This window comes from Burkholderia plantarii, from assembly GCF_001411805.1.
GTDB lineage: Bacteria > Pseudomonadota > Gammaproteobacteria > Burkholderiales > Burkholderiaceae > Burkholderia > Burkholderia plantarii.
Genome location: NZ_CP007212.1, coordinates 2,907,916 through 2,924,745, shown reverse-complemented (window position 1 = coordinate 2,924,745; position 16,830 = coordinate 2,907,916). Strand labels below are relative to the sequence as shown.

Here is a 16,830-nt window from a genome sequence, read left to right as displayed (position 1 = left end):
CCGGAACCTGCGTCTGGAACCCGCGGCTAGAACGTGTGCTGCATGCCCACGCCGCAGGTGCTGCCCGACGGGTTGCCCGAGAGCCGGTCATACGAGTAGACGACGTAGACCTGCGAGCGCTTCGACAGCGTGTAGTCGTAGGCGACGCTGGCGGTGTTGCGCGTGTCGCTGGCCGAGCGCGGCGCGCCGTGGCGCGTGCGCGCCCACTCGGCGAGGATCCGCGCGGCGGGCGACAGTGGCACGGTGAGGCCGAGTTCGTAGGTGTGCGAGCCGGTTTCGACGCCGGCGTTGCTGGTGATCTGCGCGGCGCCGTAGAGCTTCACGAATTTCGCGTCGTAGGCCGCGCCGGCGAGATAGAGCGTCTGCCCCGTCATCGGCGCGACCGCCGCGGTGCGGTCGCGCTGCGCCGAGAACACCGCCGTCCACGGCCCGCGCACGTAGGTCAGGTGCAGGCCGACGTCGTCCTTGCCCTGGTGTCCCGTGGTGCTGCTCACGCTGTAGATCGCGGTGCCGGTCAGGCCGCCGTAGCTCGGCGTGACGTATTCGACGGCGTTCTGCCAGACCGTGTCGCCGATCTGCGTGTTGTTGTAGCTCGCCGTGTAGGACTGCACGATCAGCGGCGAGAACACCACCGACGAGCCGAACGGGTTGACGAGCTGCTGGTTCAGGTAGGTGGGATTGGTCTGCTCGCCGAGCTTCAGCGTGCCGAAGCCGCCCGTCAGGCCGACGTAGGCGTTGCGCGAGAACAGGCCGTCGGTGGTGTTGCGGCCCATCTGGCCGGTGTTCGGCCGGAAGAAGCTCTCGAGGCTGAAGACGGCCGCGTAGCCGCCGCCCAGATCCTCGCGGCCGCGGATGCCCCAGAACGAGGTGGTCAGGCCGCCGCCGCCCTCCTGCACGGTGCTGGCGCGCGCGGTGCTCAGCTTCGCGCTGTCGACGTAGATGCCGATCAGGCCGTACATCTGCACGGTCGAGGTGCTCAGCTGCGCGGCCCCGGCGTTGATCTGCGAGGGATCGGCGTGGACCGCGCCGGCGCTGCCCGCGAGCCAGACGACGGTGGCGGCGCAGGCGGCGCGGGCAGGCGTGAAGCGCCGGGCGCGGCGCGCGCGGGGCGAGGGGGTGCGTTGCATGACTGTCTCCAGACCGTTGTTATGGAACTGCGGTGATCGCGCCGCGTCGTCGCCGTGCTGGCGACGGACGCAGGCGTTCCCGCCGCGCGTGCCGTGGCATGCGCGGGCAGGAAGGCGCCCGCCGTGAGCGGGGCGCCGGGGGCGAGGGAAAGGGAGGGCGGGTGTCGGGCGGGCCGGGCTCAGCCGCCGCGGCGGCGCGACATTTCCTCGTTCAGCCGGCCGCGGTCGAGTTCGTGCTCCCAGGCCGAGACGACCAGCGTGGCCACGCCGTTGCCGATGGTGTTGGCGATCGCGAGGCCGGTGCCCATGAAGCGATGGATGCCGAGGATCAGCACCATCCCCGAGACCGGAATGATCGGGAACACCAGCAGCGTGGAGGTCAGCATCACGAAGGCCGCGCCGGCCACGCCGCTCGCGCCCTTCGAGGTCAGCATCGCGACGCCCACCAGCGTGAGCTGCTGGGACAGCGTGAGATCGACGTTGAAGGCCTGGGCGATGAACAGCACGGCCATCGTCAGGTAGATGTTGGTGCCGTCGAGGTTGAACGAATAGCCGGCCGGGATCACGAGGCCCACCACCGATTTCGAGCAGCCGAGCCGTTCGAGCTTCTCGAGCATCTGCGGCAGCGCCGCCTCCGACGAGCTGGTGCCGAGCACGATCAGGATCTCCTCGCGGATGTAGCTCATGAAGCGCAGGATGCTGAAGCCGAGCAGCCGCGCGATCGCGCCGAGCACCACCACCACGAAGATCACCAGCGTGGCGTAGAACGCGCCGATCAGCTTGAGCAGCGGCACCACCGCGCCGATCCCGTAGGTGCCGATGGTGAACGCGATCGAGCCGAACGCGCCGATCGCCGCCACCTTCATGATGATGTGGACGATGCCGAAGCAGGTCTGCGCGAACTGGTCGATCATCGTCACGAGCGGCCGGCCGCGCTCACCCGCGGCGGCCAGCGCCGCGCCGAACAGCACCGAGATCAGCAGGATCTGCAGCACGTTGCCGGTGGTGAACGCACTCGTCATCGTTTCGGGGATGATGTGCATCAGGAACTCGACCGTGTCCTGCGCGTGCGCGGCGGTGGCGTAGCCGGCCAGCGCCTTGGTGTCGAGCGTCGCCGGATCGAGGTTGAAGCCGCGCCCCGGGTGGAACAGGTGGCCGGCCACGAGGCCAATCACGAGCGAGATGGTGGAGACCACCTCGAAGTAGAGCAGCGCCTTGCCGCCCACGCGCCCGACCTTCTTCATGTCGCCCATGCCGGCGATGCCGGCCACCACGGTGCAGAAGATGATCGGGCCGATCACCATCTTGATCAGCTTGATGAACGCGTCGCCGAGCGGCTTCATCTTGACGGCCAGCGACGGCGCCAGATGGCCGAGCAGCACGCCGAGCACGATCGCCACCAGCACGTGGACGTAGAGCTTGCGGTGGAACGGCGTCTTCGCCTGTGGCCGCGGTGGGGTGATGACTGTGCTGTCGCTCATGACGCCGCTCGCGCGAGGATGAGGGGGGCGTTGGGGTGCATCGTCGTCTCCTGATCGGGTGGATCGCGCGGCCGGCGGCTTGCGCGCCGCCGGCCGGCGAGGCGGCCGCCTGGTCCGGCGGCTCGTGTGGATTGTCGCAATTCGTCGGAGGGCGCCCCGGCATGGCGGCTTGGGAGCCGCCATGCCGGGCCTGCCGCTCGCGGTTCAGAAACCGTAGAGGCGCGCCGGGTTCGTCACCAGCAGTTGCTCGCGCAGGCCGGCGTCGGGGCAGAAGCGGAACAGCAGGTCGACGAGTTCGCCGTCGTTCGGCATGTCCTTGCCGATGTTCGGATGCGGCCAGTCGGTGCCCCACAGCACGCGATCCGGCGCGGCCTCGATCAGCGCGCTCGCGAACGGCGCGGCGTCGTCGAACGGACGCTTGCCGGCCGAGACGCGTTCCGAGCCGCACACCTTGACCCAGGCGAGCGGGTTGCGCATCAGCTCGAGCAACTGCCGGAACGGTGCCTGGTCGAGGCCGGCCTCGGCGCGCACGCGGCCCATGTGGTCGATCACGAACGGCACCTCGATGCGCGCGATGCGCTCGGCATACTGCACGATGTCCTGCGCGTCGAGGTGCAGCACCACGTGCCAGCCGAGCTGCTGGATGCGGCCGAGCACGCGGTCGAACACGTCGAGGTCGGGTGCGCCGCCCAGATGCGCGACGAAGTTGAAGCGCACGCCGCGCACGCCGTTGGCGTCGAGCTCGGCCAGCTGCGCGTCGGTCACGTCGCCGTCCACGATCGCCACGCCGCGATAACGGCCCTGGCCGCGCGCGATCGCGTCGAGCATCGCGCGGTTGTCGGTGCCGTGGCAGCTCGCCTGCACGATCACGCCGCGTTCGAGGCCGAGATGGTCGTGCAGCGCCACCAGCTGGTCGAACGGCGCGTCGGGCGGCGTGTAGCTGCGGTCGTCGGCATACGGGAAGGTGACGGCCGGGCCGAACACGTGGCAGTGCGCGTCGCAGGCGCCGGCGGGCAGCGCGTGGGCCGGCTTGACGGGATGGGGATCGGGGGGCAGGCAGGATTTCATCAGACGGCGTCTCGTGGCTTCGGTATGGTGAGCCGGCCCGCGCGTGGCGCGGGGCCGATCATGGCGGACGAATCCGGCAGTCAAATTGTGATGGCGCGGGTACCTGGCTACAATCGCCATACCCAACTATCTGCTATGTGAATTTCACATACCAAGGCCGCCATGGATCTCAAGCAGTTCGAGGCCTTCGTCCACGTCGCCGAACTCGGCAGCTTCACGCGCGCGGCGATCACGCTCGACACCAACCAGCCCGCGCTGAGCCGGCTGGTGCGCCAGCTCGAGGTGGAACTGCGCCATACGCTGCTTGAACGCAACGGCCGCGGCGTGACGCCGACGCCGGCCGGGCAGCGCATGCTCGAACACGCCAAGGGCATCCTGCAGCAGGTGCAGCGCGCGCGGCAGGATCTCGACGCGCTGCGCGGCGAGTCGGGCGGGCAGTTCGCGATCGGCATCACGCCGAGCTTCGCGAAGGTCGCCACGCACGGGCTGGTACACGGCTTTCGCGCGGCGTTTCCGGGCGCCACGATCTCGGTGGCGCAGGGCCTGTCCACGCACCTGATCGAATGGCTGATGATGGGGCGCATCGACGTCGCCGTGCTCTACGACACGTTCGACACGCCGCTCGTCGAGAAGCGCACGGTGTTCACGGAGGAACTGTTCCTGATCGGCCCGGGCGGCGACGGGGAGGCCGGAGCGGGCGTGGCGGGAGGCTCGGGCGGCGCGACGCCGGCGGCCGTGCCGCTGCGCGAGATCACGCGCTACCCGCTCGTGATTCCGGGGCGCATGCATGCGATCCGGCGCATGGTCGAGGCGGCGGCGGCCGAGCAGGGCGTGCGCCTGCGCATCGAGCTGGAGGTGGACGCGGTCGCCTCGATCCTCGATCTGGTCGACGAGGGGATCGGCTACGCGGTGCTGCCGCGCCGCGCGCTCGCGAGCGACCCGCTGCGCCGCCGCTTCCGCTCGCAGCGCATCACCGAGCCGTCGCTGTTCACGCGCCTCGCGATCGCCACGAGCACGAAGCACACGCTGTCGCAACTGGCGGTGCAGGCGATCGCGATGCTCGAGGCGCGCATCCTGCCGTTGTATGGCGAGGCGATTTGAGGCGAGGGCGGGACGGCGGCGCATGACCTCGCCCCGACCCGCGCACCGGCTCAGCGTGCGGCCAGATCGAGATGGAGGAACTGGTTGAAGTCGCTCGCCGTGTAGCCGCCGAAGCATTCGCCGCTGACGAAGCCATGGCGCCGGTACATCGCCACGGCCGGGTCGAACGCCTCGCCCGAGCCGGTTTCGAGGCTCACGCGTGAGTAACCGCGCTCGCGGGCGAGCGCGAGCAGATGCCCGAGCAGCCGCGAGCCCGCGCCGCGCCGCAGATGCTCGGCTGCGGTGCGCATCGACTTGATCTCGCCGTGCGTCGGCGAGAGTTCGCGCAGCGCGCCGCAGCCGAGCAGCGCCTCGCCGTCCCATGCCGTGAAGAATGCGATGTCGGGCCGCTGCAGGCCGGACAGGTCGAGCGCGAACACGCTGCCCGGCGGCGAGTCCGCCTGCATGCCCTGCAGGTGCAGGCGCAGCAGGGCCGTCACCTGCGGATGGTCGAAGTCGCCCGGTTTGATGATCATGAAGGGATTCCGTCGAGTGGAGGGATGGGCGAGGCATGCATGAGGCGTGCATGAAGCGTGCATGAAGCAGGCCCGGCCCCGCGCCAGCATCGCATTCGATACCGCTCGAAAAATATCGGTTTGCTTTCCGTTTTCGACGCGCCGCGCGTGGTCCGGCCACCGCCGCCGGCTCAGCGCTCGCGCCGCGCGAAGTAATGCGCCGGCGAATCGCCGAACGCGCGCCGGAACATCGCGATGAAGTTGCTCGGCGTGGCGTAGCCGAGCGCGTCGGACACGTTCGCCACGCTCTCGCCGTTCGCGAGGCGTTCGAGCGCGAGCGTCAGGCGCGCCTGCTGCCGCCATTGCGCGAAGCTGGTGCCGGTCTCGGCGAGGAACAGCCGGCTCAGCGTGCGCGCCGACAGCCCGCCCCAGTCGGCCCACTGCTCCAGCGTGCGGCTGTCGTGCGGCTGGGCGAGGATGCGCTTCGTGATCCTCACGAGGCGCCGGTCGGCCGGCATCGGCAGATGCAGCGGCTCGTGCGGCGCGCGCCGCATCTCGTCGAGCAGCACGCGGCCGATGCGCGTCTCCTCGGCCGTCAGCGCGTCGCGTTCGCTCCAGGTCACGGCGCGCCGCACCAGCGCGCCCATCAGCTCGGTGATCGCGATCACGCAGGGCCGCTGCGGCAGCGCGCGGCTCGCGGCCGGCGAGATCACCACGCTCCAGCCGCTCAGCACGCCGCTGATCGCCACCTTGTGCGGCACGCCGGGCGGAATCCAGCCCGCGCGATTGGGCGGCAGCAGCCACGAGCCGTGCGGCGTGCGGACATGCGCGCAGCCGCTCTCGATGCAGAACACCTGGCCGCGCCGATGCTCGTGCCAGTCGATCTCGTGCGTGCCGAGCCGGTAAGCGTCGCCGTGCCGTTCCCCGCCGCGCAGCGCGATCAGCGCGGGACCGTCCTCGCGCTCGCTCGGCTCGGGCAGCGTGGCGAGCGGCGCGGGGCGGCCCGCGAAAGCAGCGGCAGCCCCCGCGGCCGCGCGCGGGCGGGATCGGGAACGGGCGGGCGAGGTGAGCGAGGCGAGCGCGGAGCGGGATGACGTCATGGCCGGAATTCATTATTTTTTGACCAAACAACATTATCAGCTTGCGTCGTGCCCGGCCAACAATATCGAGCGTACCCCGCCCCGATCCGAAGGAGTTTCGCGATGCTGAGCCAACCCACGCCGTCCGTGTTCGACGTGACCGAATTTCCGTTCGTCGTCGTGCGCAACGAGGCGATCGTCAGCGGCTACGCGCCGCGCTGGATCGACAACATGCAGATGCTGCTGCGCATCGGCACGCCGTTCGTGATGATCTTCCCGGTGGGGCGCCCCGAGGAAACGCACGAGGACCGCAAGCAGCGCGGCCTCTGGCTCAAGGAGAACCGCGATGCGCTGGCCGCGGTGTGTCGCGCGCTGATCACGATCGAGCCCGACGCGAGCGAGCGCGCGGCCGCGCAGGCCACCGCGCCCGGCATCGAGAAGGCGTTCGGCGTACCCGTCGACGTGGTCGCCTCGCCCGACGAGGCGCGGCAGGTGGCGCTGCGGCGCATGACCGAGACGGTCTGACGATCTGAACGGGCGCCTCGCGCCCGTCACGCGGCCGGCGATCTTCCGGCCGGCCGCCGCTTCATCCGTCTGCCTGCCCCGCCTCGGGCAGGCGTAAAACCCCGCCGCCGTACCCGCGATACCCGCGCCGACAGCCCCGCTGCGTCTGTATTCCCCCGTCCCGTTCCTCCCCGCCGAAGCCGATCTCCAGCCGTCGCGCCACGTCTCGTCCTAAGGTTTTCCCTAGGCGCATCGGCCTTGACTTGTGCAAATTGGAACCTTAATTTTGCGCCTGTTCCTACATGTACTTTTTAAGGGAACAGGTGGGTCGCCAGGCGGCCTCCATCCAATCGGCCACGAGGATTCACGATGTCCCTGCGTCTGCCGCGTGTCACGTTAGCGCTCGCCTTCGGTGCGTTGCCGCTCGTCGCCCACGCCGATTCGAGCGTCACGTTGTACGGCATCGTCGACGAGTTCTTCCAGTACGTGAACACCGGCAGCGGCTACACGGCCGGCATCGGCTCGTCGGGCCAGTGGGCGAGCCGCATCGGCCTGCGCGGCCACGAGGATCTGGGCGCCGGCAATTACGTCGGCTTCGACCTGCAGAACGGCTTCAATCCGAACGACGGCAGCTTCGCCACGCCGGGCTCGATGTTCAACCGGCAGGCCTGGGTCGGCATCGGCGGCAACTGGGGCGAGGCGCGCATCGGCCGTCAGAACTCGCCGCTGTTCAACGACCAGGGCGGGCTCGACGCGTTCGGCGCGTCCACCCAGGCCTCGGGCTTCAGCAACATGATGACGTTCGTGGTGCGCACCAGCAACACGCTGTCGTACACCTCGCCGACGCTGGCCGGCCTGCAGTTCAGCGCCTACGTCGGCTTCGGCGACGCGGGCGGGCTGCGCTCGGGCGGCTCGAGCTACCAGGCCGACGTGACCTACGCGCACGGCCCGTTCTCGGCGGTGGCCGCCGCGCAGGCGGTGCGCAGCGCCGACAGCGGCACGCTCGACCGCACCGCCGAGGTGGGCGCCGGCTACCAGATCGGCAAGACCACCGTCTATCTCGGCTGGAGCGGCGCGAAGTGGGCCGACCTCGGCCTCGACGTGAACATCTACGGCGTGTCGGCGCTCTACCAGCTCACGCTCGCGCAGGCGCTGTCGTTCGGCGGCACCTACCTGCACGACGAGACCGGGCAGGGCGCCAACGCGAAGCAGCTCGCCGCGCTCTACACCTGCACGCTGTCGAAGCGCACCTCGGTGTACGGCACCGTGTCGTTCCTGCAGAACCGCGGCACCGCCTCGTACCGGCTCGCCGGCTCGGCCAACGCGGGCCTGCCGCTCGCCTATCCGGGCTCGGACGCGCGCGGCTTCCAGCTCGGCATCGTGCATCGCTTCTGATGCGCGGCGCCCGCACCCGGGGCAGGACCCGAACCCGTCGCGCCACGCGCCAGCCCATCGCCCGAACCTGATGTCCCTCATCCGATCCACGCCCGGACGCCACCTGTCGGCAAACCTGTGCATACTTGTACCTTTTGCGACGCGCGGCGCGCGTGCCGGTACGGGCCGGCGCGGCCGCGCAGCGATGGCTGACAGGAGACAGAAGATGGTTCGCAAACCGGCCAGGGCGTCCGACGTCGGGCGTTCGAAGGCACACATGGTCGCGGCGGCGCTCGAGCGCGACATCCTGAGCGGACGGCTGCCGCACGGCGGCCAGCTGGAAAGCGAGAGCGAGCTGGTGGAGCGCTTCGCGGTGAGCCGCAACACGGTCCGCAAGGGCCTCGATCTGCTGACGACGAGCGGCCTCATCACGCGGCGCGGCGGCATCGGCTCGTTCGTCACGTTCCACGGGCAGACCATCGACGGTTCGCTCGGCTGGAGCACGGCGCTCGAACGCGCGGGCGGCAGCACGCAAACCAGACTGCTGCAGCTCGCGATCGTCGACGACGAGGCGCTCGCGCACGAACTCGGCCTTGCCTCGCCGCGCTTCGTCGCGATCGACCGGATGCGGCTGATGGGCGAGGGCGCCGCGATCTCGCTCGAACGCAGCCGCCTGCCGTTCTCGGACGAACTCGCCGCGCTGCCGCTCGAAGGGCTGGTGGGCGGCTCGCTGTACCGGACGCTCGCGCAGCACGGCATCGTCGCCGACCACGGCGAGCAGTGGGCCGAGGTGGTGGCGCTCGAGGCCGACGACGCGAAGCGGCTCAAGCGCCGCGCCGGCACGCCGTTCCTGCGCTCGCGGCGCCTCACGCGCGATCGCGACGACCGGATCATGGAGTACGTCGTGAGCCTGCTCGATCCCGCTCACTTTGCCCTGCACCTGGAATTCTGATGTCGAACCCCCGCACCGATTCTCCTTCCACGACCGCCGACGCCGCCCGCTTCGACCGCGCGCGCGGCGCGTTCTACGGCCTCGCGCTCGGCGACGCGTTCGGCATGCCCACCCAGTCGCTGAGCCGCGAGGCGATCCGCGCGCGGTTCGGCCGCATCACGCGGCTGGTCGATGCCGGCCCGGACCAGCCGATCGCGCCGAACCTGCGCGCCGGCTCGATCACCGACGACACCGAGCAGGCCGTGCTGGTCGCGCAGTTGCTGGTGGACGGCCACGGCACGATCGCGCCGCTCGAATTCGCGCGCCGGCTGATCGCCTGGGAAGCGGACATGAAGGCGCGCGGCTCGCTCGACCTGCTCGGGCCGTCCACGCGGCGCGCCACCCAAGCGATCGTCGACGGCGAGGACGTGACGCGCGCGGGCCGCTTCGGCACCACCAACGGCGCGGCGATGCGCGTGACGCCGGTGGGCATCGCCACGCCGCTCGACGCGCCCGAGGCGTTCGTCGACGCGGTGGTCGGCTCGTGCCTCGTCACGCACAACACCACGCTCGGCATCGCCAGCGCGGCGGCGGTGGCGGCCGCGGTGTCGGCCGGCATCGACGGCGCGCCGCTCGCCGAGGCGCTCGAGGCCGGCGCCGTGTTCGCCGAACTCGGCGAGCGGCGCGGCTACTGGGTGGCCGGCGCGCGGATCGGCGCGCGGATCCGCTGGGCCGCCGAACTGGCCGCGCGACACACGGGCGAGGCGCTCGCGGACCGGCTCGTCGACGTGGTCGGCACCTCGGTCGCCTCGCAGGAGTCGGTGGTGGCGGCCTTCGCGCTCGCGCACGACGCCGCGCGCCGCGCCACCGACGTCGCCGACTCGCTCGCCACCGCCGCGAGCCTCGGCGGCGACACCGACACCATTGCCGCGATGCTCGGCGCGATGCTCGGCGCCTGCGCCGGCTACCACGCGCTGCCGCGCGAACCCGTCGAGACCGTGCGCCGCGTCAGCGCGCTCGATCTCGATGCCCTGACCCGGCAGTTGCTCGCGTTGCGCACCGCGCGCGGCTAGGCGACCGCCCAACCCGCCCCAGGAGACTGTAGATGGCATCGACCCGCCCACCCGCCCACGCCGGCAAGATCGAGGCGCGCGGCATCGAACCCGTGCCCGACGACGAATGCCGCGGCCATCCGCTGCAACTGTTCTGGGTCTGGTTCGCCGCGAACATCAGCATCCTGGGGCTGCCGCTCGGCGCGACGCTGGTGGCGTTCCAGCATCTCGCGATCTGGCAGGCGGCGCTGGTGGCGGTGCTCGGCGCGGCGGGCTCGTTCGCGCTGGTCGGCGTGATCTCGATCGCGGGGCGGCGCGGCCATGCGCCGAGCCTGACGCTCTCGCGCGCCGTGTTCGGCATGCGCGGCAACATCGGCCCGACCATCGTCTCGCTGCTCTCGCGGCTCGGTTGGGAGACCGTCAACACCACCACCGGCGCCTACGTGCTGCTCTCGCTCGGCTCGATCGTGTTCGGCAGCCCGGCCGACGCGAAGGCCGCGCCGCTGCTCACGCTCGCGTCCATCGCGATCTTCGTGGCGGCCACGCTGGTGGTCTCGGGGCTCGGCCACGCCACGCTGCTGGTGATCCAGAAGTGGTCGACCTGGATCTTCGGCGCGCTGAACCTGGTGGTGGCCGCGTTCCTCGCCGAATCGATCGACTGGCAGGCCGTGTTCGCCGCGGCACCGGCGCCGGCCGGCGCGGTGATCATCGGGATCGGCACGATCGCGGCCGGCACCGGCATCGGCTGGGCCAACGCCGGCGCGGACATGTCGCGCTACCAGGCGCGCGACGTGAGGGGCGGCGCGCTGGTGGCCTCGGCCGCGTTCGGCGCCGGCATCCCGCTGGTGCTGCTCGTCACGCTCGGCGCGCTGCTGTCGGTGGGCAACGACCGGCTCGCCTCGGCCACCGATCCGATCGCCGCGATTCGCGATCTGCTGCCGCACTGGATGGCGATCCCGTACCTGATCGCCGCGTTCGGCGGCCTGCTGCTGTCGAATTATCTGTCGGTCTACTCGGCCGGGCTCACCACGCTGACGCTCGGCCTCAAGGTGCGGCGCGTGCAGGCGGTGGTGGTGGACATCGTCGCGATCAGCACCGGCTCGGTCTACTTCATGCTGATCGAGGGCAGCTTCTACGGCCCGTTCATCGGCTTCATCTCGCTGCTCGCGGTGCCGATCACGGCCTGGGTCGGGATCTTCATCGTCGACCTGTCCGGGCGCGAGACCTACGACGCCGCCGCGCTGCTCGACGTGAGCCCGCGCAGCGCCTACTGGTATCGCGGCGGCGTGGAATGGCGCGCGTTCGGTGCCTGGGCGATCGCGATCGTGCTCGGCTTGTGCTTCCTGTCGATCGGCGCGCACGGCTTCCACGGGCCGTTCGCCGACACCTGGCTCGGCCGCAACGGGCTTGGCTGGATCGTCACGTTCGTGGTCGGCGGCGGCCTATATGCGCTGCTCGGCGGCGCGCGGCGCGCGCGCGGCCTGCGCGAGGGCAGGGCATGAGCGCGCCGCCCCGTCTGATCCATACCGGGCAGGTGCTGGTGGACCTGATCATGCGCGTCGGCGCGCTGCCGCCGCCGGGCGGCGACGTGCTGGCCGACGACGCGCGTTTCGAGGTGGGCGGCGGCTTCAACGTGATGGCCGCCGCGCGGCGCAGCGGCATGACGGTGGTCTACGCGGGCGGCCACGGCAGCGGCCGGTTTGGCGAGATGGTGCGCGCCACGCTGACGGCCGAGGGCGTGACGCTGGCCGCGCCATGCGTTGCCGGACACGACACCGGCATCTGCGTGGCGCTCGTCGACGCCACCGCCGAGCGCACCTTCGTCACGCATCTGGGTGCCGAGGCGCGGCTGGAGCGCGGCGTGCTCGACGCGCTCGCCGCGACGCCGCACGATATCGTCTACGTGAGCGGCTACAGCCTTTGCGTTTCCGACAAGGCGGCGGTGCTGGCGGACTGGCTGGAAGCGCTGCCGGGCGGCACGCGCGTGGCCTTCGATCCGGGGCCGCTCGCCGCCACGATCGAGCCGGCGCTGCTCGCGCGCGTGATGCGATGCACGCGGATCTGGACCGGCAACCGCGAGGAAGCGCTGCGCGACGCGCAGTGCGGGACGGCCGAGGCGGCGCTCGCCGCGATCGCGGCACGGCTGCCGGCCGATGCGCTGACGCTGGTGCGCGACGGCGAGCGTGGCTGCCTGCTGGCGTGCGAGGGGCAGGTCATGCGCGTGAACGGCTTCGCGGTGACGGCCATCGACAGCAATGGCGCCGGCGACGCGCATACCGGCGTGCTGCTCGCCGCGCTCGCCGAAGGCACCGCGCCGGCCGCCGCCGCGCGCCGCGCGAACGCGGCCGCGGCGCTCGCGGTCACGCGCTTCGGGCCGGCCACGGCGCCGTCGCGCGCCGAGATCGACGCGCTCGTGGCCGGCGCCTGAGCCGACATCCGGGCTGGCTCCGGGCTGGCGTCGCGACCCGTCGAGCGAGCCGTCGAGTGGCGGGCAAGCGCGCCCAGGGCGGTTCGTCGGCGGCCGTCGCGGTCGCGACGCGCCGTGTCGCGGGCGGATCCCGATGCCGGCCGTCCCGCCGGTCGCGCCGCTTCGAACGATCGGCCCGCCCGCGCCCGACGCGCCGCTTCATCGTCCGCACGCGACTCAATTCCCCGTATTGATACGTTTGCGAGCGCAGCTTCACGACACCGCCGCTACAATACGCGCGCCGCAAGGCAAACGGTCGGCAAACGATCCAGGCATACGCCCCCGCATGCGTCGGGATCCGCCTCCCTCGCGCTCGTCAAATGTAACAAGACGTTAGCCGGACGGATGCCGCGCGACGCCACGCATCAGTTCTTACAAAGTGGAAATATGCGTGGGGGGTGCGAGTCGTTATAGTCGAATCACCCAATCAAACCACCGTAAGGGGACTTCATGAAAAGCTTGCGTATTGCCTCGCTCGTGACTGGTCTGGCTGCGTTGTTCGTGTCCGGCGCCGCAATGGCGGGCGTCCATGTCGGCATCAATCTTGGCGCGCCGGCCTACGTTGCGCCGGCACCGGTCTATGCGCCGCCGCCGCCCGTCGTCTATCAACCGGTACCGGTCTATGCGCCGCCGCCCGCCATCGTGATCGGCTGGCATGGCGATCGTTACTGGGACGGCCGCCGCTACTGGGGCCGCGATGAATGGTATCGCCGCCACGGCGGCTGGCATGGCGGCGGCCCGGGTTGGCATGGCGGCCCGGGCTGGCACGGCGATCACGGCGGCTGGCGTCACTGAAGCCGGCATGCCGTCCGCGGTCGCGACGCGGGCCGGCAACTGATCCACCAATGCCGGGGCCGCGCGGGCGGATGTCTGCCGCGCTTCACGCTTCATCAGGAAACCGCCCGGGTTCGGGCGGTTTTCTTTTGCACGTCGCGATCGTGCAGGCCGACGGGTGCGAAGCCGTCGGTGCGGCGCGCGTCGCGACGGCGGCCGCCATCGCGCGGTCGTTTGCGCCCGGCGGCGCGTGGCGTCGCCGCCATCGCCCGCTGGCACGGCGGACTCGGTAGAATGCCCGGCATCGTCATTGACCATCGAGCGATTCCGCCTTCATGCCGATTCCGCCGTTCCGGGCCGCCGCGCCTCGTCGTGTTTCCGATGTCCGTGCGCCGGATGGCCGGCGCTCCGCCGCATGGCGCTTGCCGCTCATGCTGCTGGCGCTGCTGTGGGGCGCCGCCGCAGCGCTTCCCGCCCACGCGGTCTACGCGATCGCGCAATACGGCGAGCCGAAATACCCGCCCGGCTTCCGGCACTTCGACTACGTGAACCCCGATGCGCCGAAGGGGGGCACGCTGGTGCTCGCGAACCCGAACCGGCTCACGACCTTCGACAAGTTCAATCCGTTCACGCTGCGTGGCAACCCGGCGCCCGGCCTCGACGCGATCTTCGAAAGCCTGACCACCGGCAGCGCCGACGAGCCGGCCAGCGCCTACGGCCTGCTCGCCGACGACATCGCGATCGCCCCCGATCATCTCTCGGTCACGTTCCACCTGAACCCGCGCGCGCGCTTCTCGAACGGCGACCCGGTCACGGCGGCCGACGTCAAGTATTCGTTCGACACGCTGAAGAGCCCGCGGGCGGCGCCGCAGTACGCCGCCTATTTCTCCGAGATCGCGCGCGTGGTGGCGGTCGATCCGGCCACGGTGCGCTTCGAGTTCACGCGCACCGACCGCGAGCTGCCGCTGATCGCGGGCGCGGTGCCGGTGTTCTCGCGCAAGTGGGGGGTGAAGCCGGACGGCACGCGCGTGCCGTTCGACCAGCTCGCGTTCCAGCCGCCGATCGGCAGCGGCCCCTACCTGATCGACCACTACGACAGCGGACGCACCATCACCTACCGGCGCGACCCGCACTACTGGGGCGCCGCGCTGCCGGTACGGGTCGGCACCAACAACTTCGATCGCATCGTCTACAAGCTCTACGGCGACAGCGTCGCGCGGCTCGAGGCCTTCAAGGCCGGCGAGTACGACGTGCTGGTCGAATACATCGCGCGCAACTGGGTGCGCCGCGACGTGGGCAAGCGCTTCGACGACGGCGAACTGATCAAGCACGAGTTCCGCCAGCACAACGGCGCGGGCATGCAGGGCTTCCTGATGAACCTGCGCCGGCCGCTGTTCCAGGACGTGCGCGTGCGCGAGGCGCTCGATCTCGCGTTCGATTTCGAATGGCTGAACCGGCAGCTGTTCTACGGCGGCTACACGCGCCTGAACAGCTACTTCGCCGACACCGAGCTGCAGGCGCGCGGCACGCCGGACGAGGGCGAACTCGCGATCCTCGGGCCGCTGCGCGGGCAGCTCGACCCGGCCGTGTTCGGCCCGATGCCCGAGCAGCCCGATACGAACCCGCCTGGCTCGCTGCGCGCCAACCTGCTCAAGGCGCGCGCGCTGCTGGCCGAGGCCGGCTGGACCTACCGCGACGGCGCGCTGCGCAACGCGAAGGGCGAGCCGTTCCGCTTCGAGATCCTCGACGATTCGGGCGGCGGGATGGAGCCGGTGGTCACCGCCTATCAGCGCAATCTCGCCAAGCTCGGCATCGAGGCTCGCTTTCGCACCGCCGATTTCGCGCTGCTGCAAAAGCGCCTCGACGCGTTCGACTACGACATGACGACGGTGCGCTACCCGGGCGTGCAGGTGCCCGGCGCCGAGCAGGCCACGCGCTTCGCGAGCCGCTACGCGGACCAGCCCGGTTCGAGCAACCTGATCGGGCTGAAGTCGCCGGCCGTCGACGCGATCCTGAAGACGCTGGTGCAGGCGCAGACGCGCGAGCAACTGCTCGACGCCACCCATGCGCTCGACCGCGTGCTGATGCACGGCTATTACGTGGTGCCGCAGTGGTACAGCGCGATGCACCGCGTCGCCTACAAGCACACGCTCGCCTACCCGGCCACGCTGCCGCTGTACTATTCGGCCGATGACTGGGTGGCGTCGATGTGGTGGGCGAAACCCGACGCGGCGGCGCGCCCGGCACCTTGAGCGCATCGCCGCATTCCGCACGCGGCGGCCGGGCCGGCCGCCGTTTCTCCAACCGCGCCGCGCGCGCCGCATGCCGACCTCGCCTATGTGGAGCTACATCCTCAAACGCCTGCTGCTGATGATCCCGACCCTGCTCGGCGTGCTGACGATCACGTTCGCGGTGATCCAGTTCGTGCCGGGCGGCCCGGTGGAACAGGCGGTGCAGGAACTGCGCAAGGGCGCCGAGCAGGGCCGCGCGCCGTTCGGGCTGCGCAACTACTCGGGCGTGGACGCCCAGCAGCTCGCGCAGCTCAAGACGCTGTACGGCTTCGACAAGCCGCCGCTCGCGCGCTACGGGCTGATGCTCGAACGCTTCGCGCGCTTCGACCTGGGCCAGAGCTATTTCCACCACCAGAGCGTCTGGTCGCTGGTGGTCTCGAAGCTGCCGGTGTCGATCAGCATCGGCGTCTGGACCTTCCTGCTGACCTACCTGATCTCGATCCCGCTCGGCATCGCGAAGGCCGTCTACAACGGCTCGTCGTTCGATCTCGTGACGAGCCTGGTGGTGCTGGTCGGCTACGCGATCCCGGGCTTCGTGCTCGGCGTGCTGCTGCTGGTGCTGTTCGGCGGCGGCTCGTTCTGGCAGCTGTTCCCGCTGCGCGGCCTGACCTCGGACAACTTCGCGCAGCTGAGCCTGCTCGGCAAGCTCACCGACTACCTCTGGCATCTGGTGCTGCCGATCACGGCCTCGGTGGTGGGCAGCTTCGCCGTGATCACCATGCTGACCAAGAACGCGTTCCTCGACGAGATCCGCAAGCAGTACGTGCTGACCGCGCGCGCCAAGGGGCTCAGCGAGCGTCGCGTGCTGTGGAAGCACGTGTTCCGCAACGCGCTGCTGCCGCTCGTGGTCGGCTTCCCGGGCGCGTTCGTCGCCGCGTTCTTCACCGGCAGCCTGCTGATCGAGACGCTGTTCTCGCTCGACGGGCTGGGCCTGCTGTCCTACGAATCGGTGGTGCGCCGCGACTACCCGGTGGTGCTCGGCACGCTCTACCTGTTCACGCTGATCGGCCTCGTCACGAAGCTGGTCTCCGACCTCTGCTACGTCTGGGTCGACCCGCGAATTCAATTCGACCAACTGGAGCGCTGA

General features: G+C 70.6%; 15 protein-coding genes. 10 read left to right on the top strand and 5 right to left on the bottom strand.

From position 1 onward, the window contains the following. Positions 1–26: 26 nt before the first annotated feature. From bpln_RS12450 to bpln_RS12440, 3 genes are all read right to left on the bottom strand, one after another. A complete protein-coding gene (locus bpln_RS12450; protein ID WP_055138957.1) occupies positions 27–1,127 on the bottom strand; it encodes a porin in 1,101 nt (366 codons plus the stop codon). Between the two features lie 179 nt (positions 1,128–1,306). Next, entirely contained in the window at positions 1,307–2,608 is a 1,302-nt protein-coding gene (locus bpln_RS12445; protein WP_055138956.1) for a dicarboxylate/amino acid:cation symporter, read from the bottom strand. Between the two features lie 204 nt (positions 2,609–2,812). After that, positions 2,813–3,676 (bottom strand): amidohydrolase family protein, encoded by an 864-nt coding sequence (locus bpln_RS12440; RefSeq protein WP_055138955.1) that lies wholly within the window; start codon positions 3,674–3,676, stop codon positions 2,813–2,815. A 162-nt stretch (positions 3,677–3,838) separates the two neighbouring features. Between bpln_RS12440 and bpln_RS12435 the strand changes: the two genes are divergently transcribed. Beyond that, a complete protein-coding gene (locus bpln_RS12435; protein WP_042625407.1) occupies positions 3,839–4,777 on the top strand; it encodes a LysR family transcriptional regulator in 939 nt (312 codons plus the stop codon). A gap of 50 nt (positions 4,778–4,827) precedes the next feature. On the opposite strand, the gene bpln_RS12430 is transcribed toward bpln_RS12435, so the two are convergent. Together bpln_RS12430 and bpln_RS12425 are read right to left on the bottom strand one after the other, a co-directional pair. Continuing rightward, on the bottom strand, positions 4,828–5,292 hold the full coding sequence (locus bpln_RS12430) for a GNAT family N-acetyltransferase (RefSeq protein ID WP_055138954.1): 465 nt from the start codon (positions 5,290–5,292) through the stop codon (positions 4,828–4,830). Between the two features lie 170 nt (positions 5,293–5,462). Continuing rightward, complete coding sequence (locus bpln_RS12425; protein ID WP_080937203.1) at positions 5,463–6,371, bottom strand: AraC family transcriptional regulator; 909 nt, start codon at positions 6,369–6,371, stop codon at positions 5,463–5,465. 102 nt (positions 6,372–6,473) lie between these two features. Here bpln_RS12425 and bpln_RS12420 point away from each other — a divergent pair, with 102 nt between their 5' ends. The 9 genes from bpln_RS12420 (at position 6,474) to bpln_RS12380 (ending at position 16,830) form a co-directional block, all read left to right on the top strand. Then, the gene (locus bpln_RS12420) at positions 6,474–6,875 is read left to right on the top strand and encodes a hypothetical protein (RefSeq protein ID WP_055138953.1); all 402 of its coding nucleotides are present in this window, start codon (positions 6,474–6,476) and stop codon (positions 6,873–6,875) included. A 348-nt stretch (positions 6,876–7,223) separates the two neighbouring features. Next, positions 7,224–8,249, top strand: coding sequence for a porin (locus bpln_RS12415; protein WP_055138952.1), 1,026 nt, complete (start codon positions 7,224–7,226; stop codon positions 8,247–8,249). A 205-nt stretch (positions 8,250–8,454) separates the two neighbouring features. Continuing rightward, on the top strand, positions 8,455–9,180 hold the full coding sequence (locus tag bpln_RS12410; RefSeq protein WP_042625403.1) for a GntR family transcriptional regulator: 726 nt from the start codon (positions 8,455–8,457) through the stop codon (positions 9,178–9,180). Further along, complete coding sequence (locus tag bpln_RS12405) at positions 9,180–10,232, top strand: ADP-ribosylglycohydrolase family protein (protein ID WP_042625402.1); 1,053 nt, start codon at positions 9,180–9,182, stop codon at positions 10,230–10,232. The genes bpln_RS12410 and bpln_RS12405 overlap by 1 nt, the downstream gene beginning before the upstream one ends. A 32-nt stretch (positions 10,233–10,264) precedes the next feature. Next, the gene (locus bpln_RS12400) at positions 10,265–11,713 is read left to right on the top strand and encodes a purine-cytosine permease family protein (protein ID WP_055138951.1); all 1,449 of its coding nucleotides are present in this window, start codon (positions 10,265–10,267) and stop codon (positions 11,711–11,713) included. Beyond that, a complete protein-coding gene (locus tag bpln_RS12395) occupies positions 11,710–12,639 on the top strand; it encodes a PfkB family carbohydrate kinase (RefSeq protein WP_055138950.1) in 930 nt (309 codons plus the stop codon). Before bpln_RS12400 ends, bpln_RS12395 begins: the two co-directional genes overlap by 4 nt. A gap of 489 nt (positions 12,640–13,128) precedes the next feature. Then, positions 13,129–13,473 (top strand): hypothetical protein, encoded by a 345-nt coding sequence (locus tag bpln_RS12390; RefSeq protein WP_055138949.1) that lies wholly within the window; start codon positions 13,129–13,131, stop codon positions 13,471–13,473. Between the two features lie 314 nt (positions 13,474–13,787). Beyond that, on the top strand, positions 13,788–15,704 hold the full coding sequence (locus bpln_RS12385; RefSeq protein WP_055138948.1) for an extracellular solute-binding protein: 1,917 nt from the start codon (positions 13,788–13,790) through the stop codon (positions 15,702–15,704). 85 nt (positions 15,705–15,789) lie between these two features. Further along, positions 15,790–16,830 carry a microcin C ABC transporter permease YejB gene (locus tag bpln_RS12380; RefSeq protein WP_042625397.1) on the top strand — a complete coding sequence of 347 codons (1,041 nt, stop codon included), beginning with the start codon at positions 15,790–15,792 and terminating at the stop codon, positions 16,828–16,830.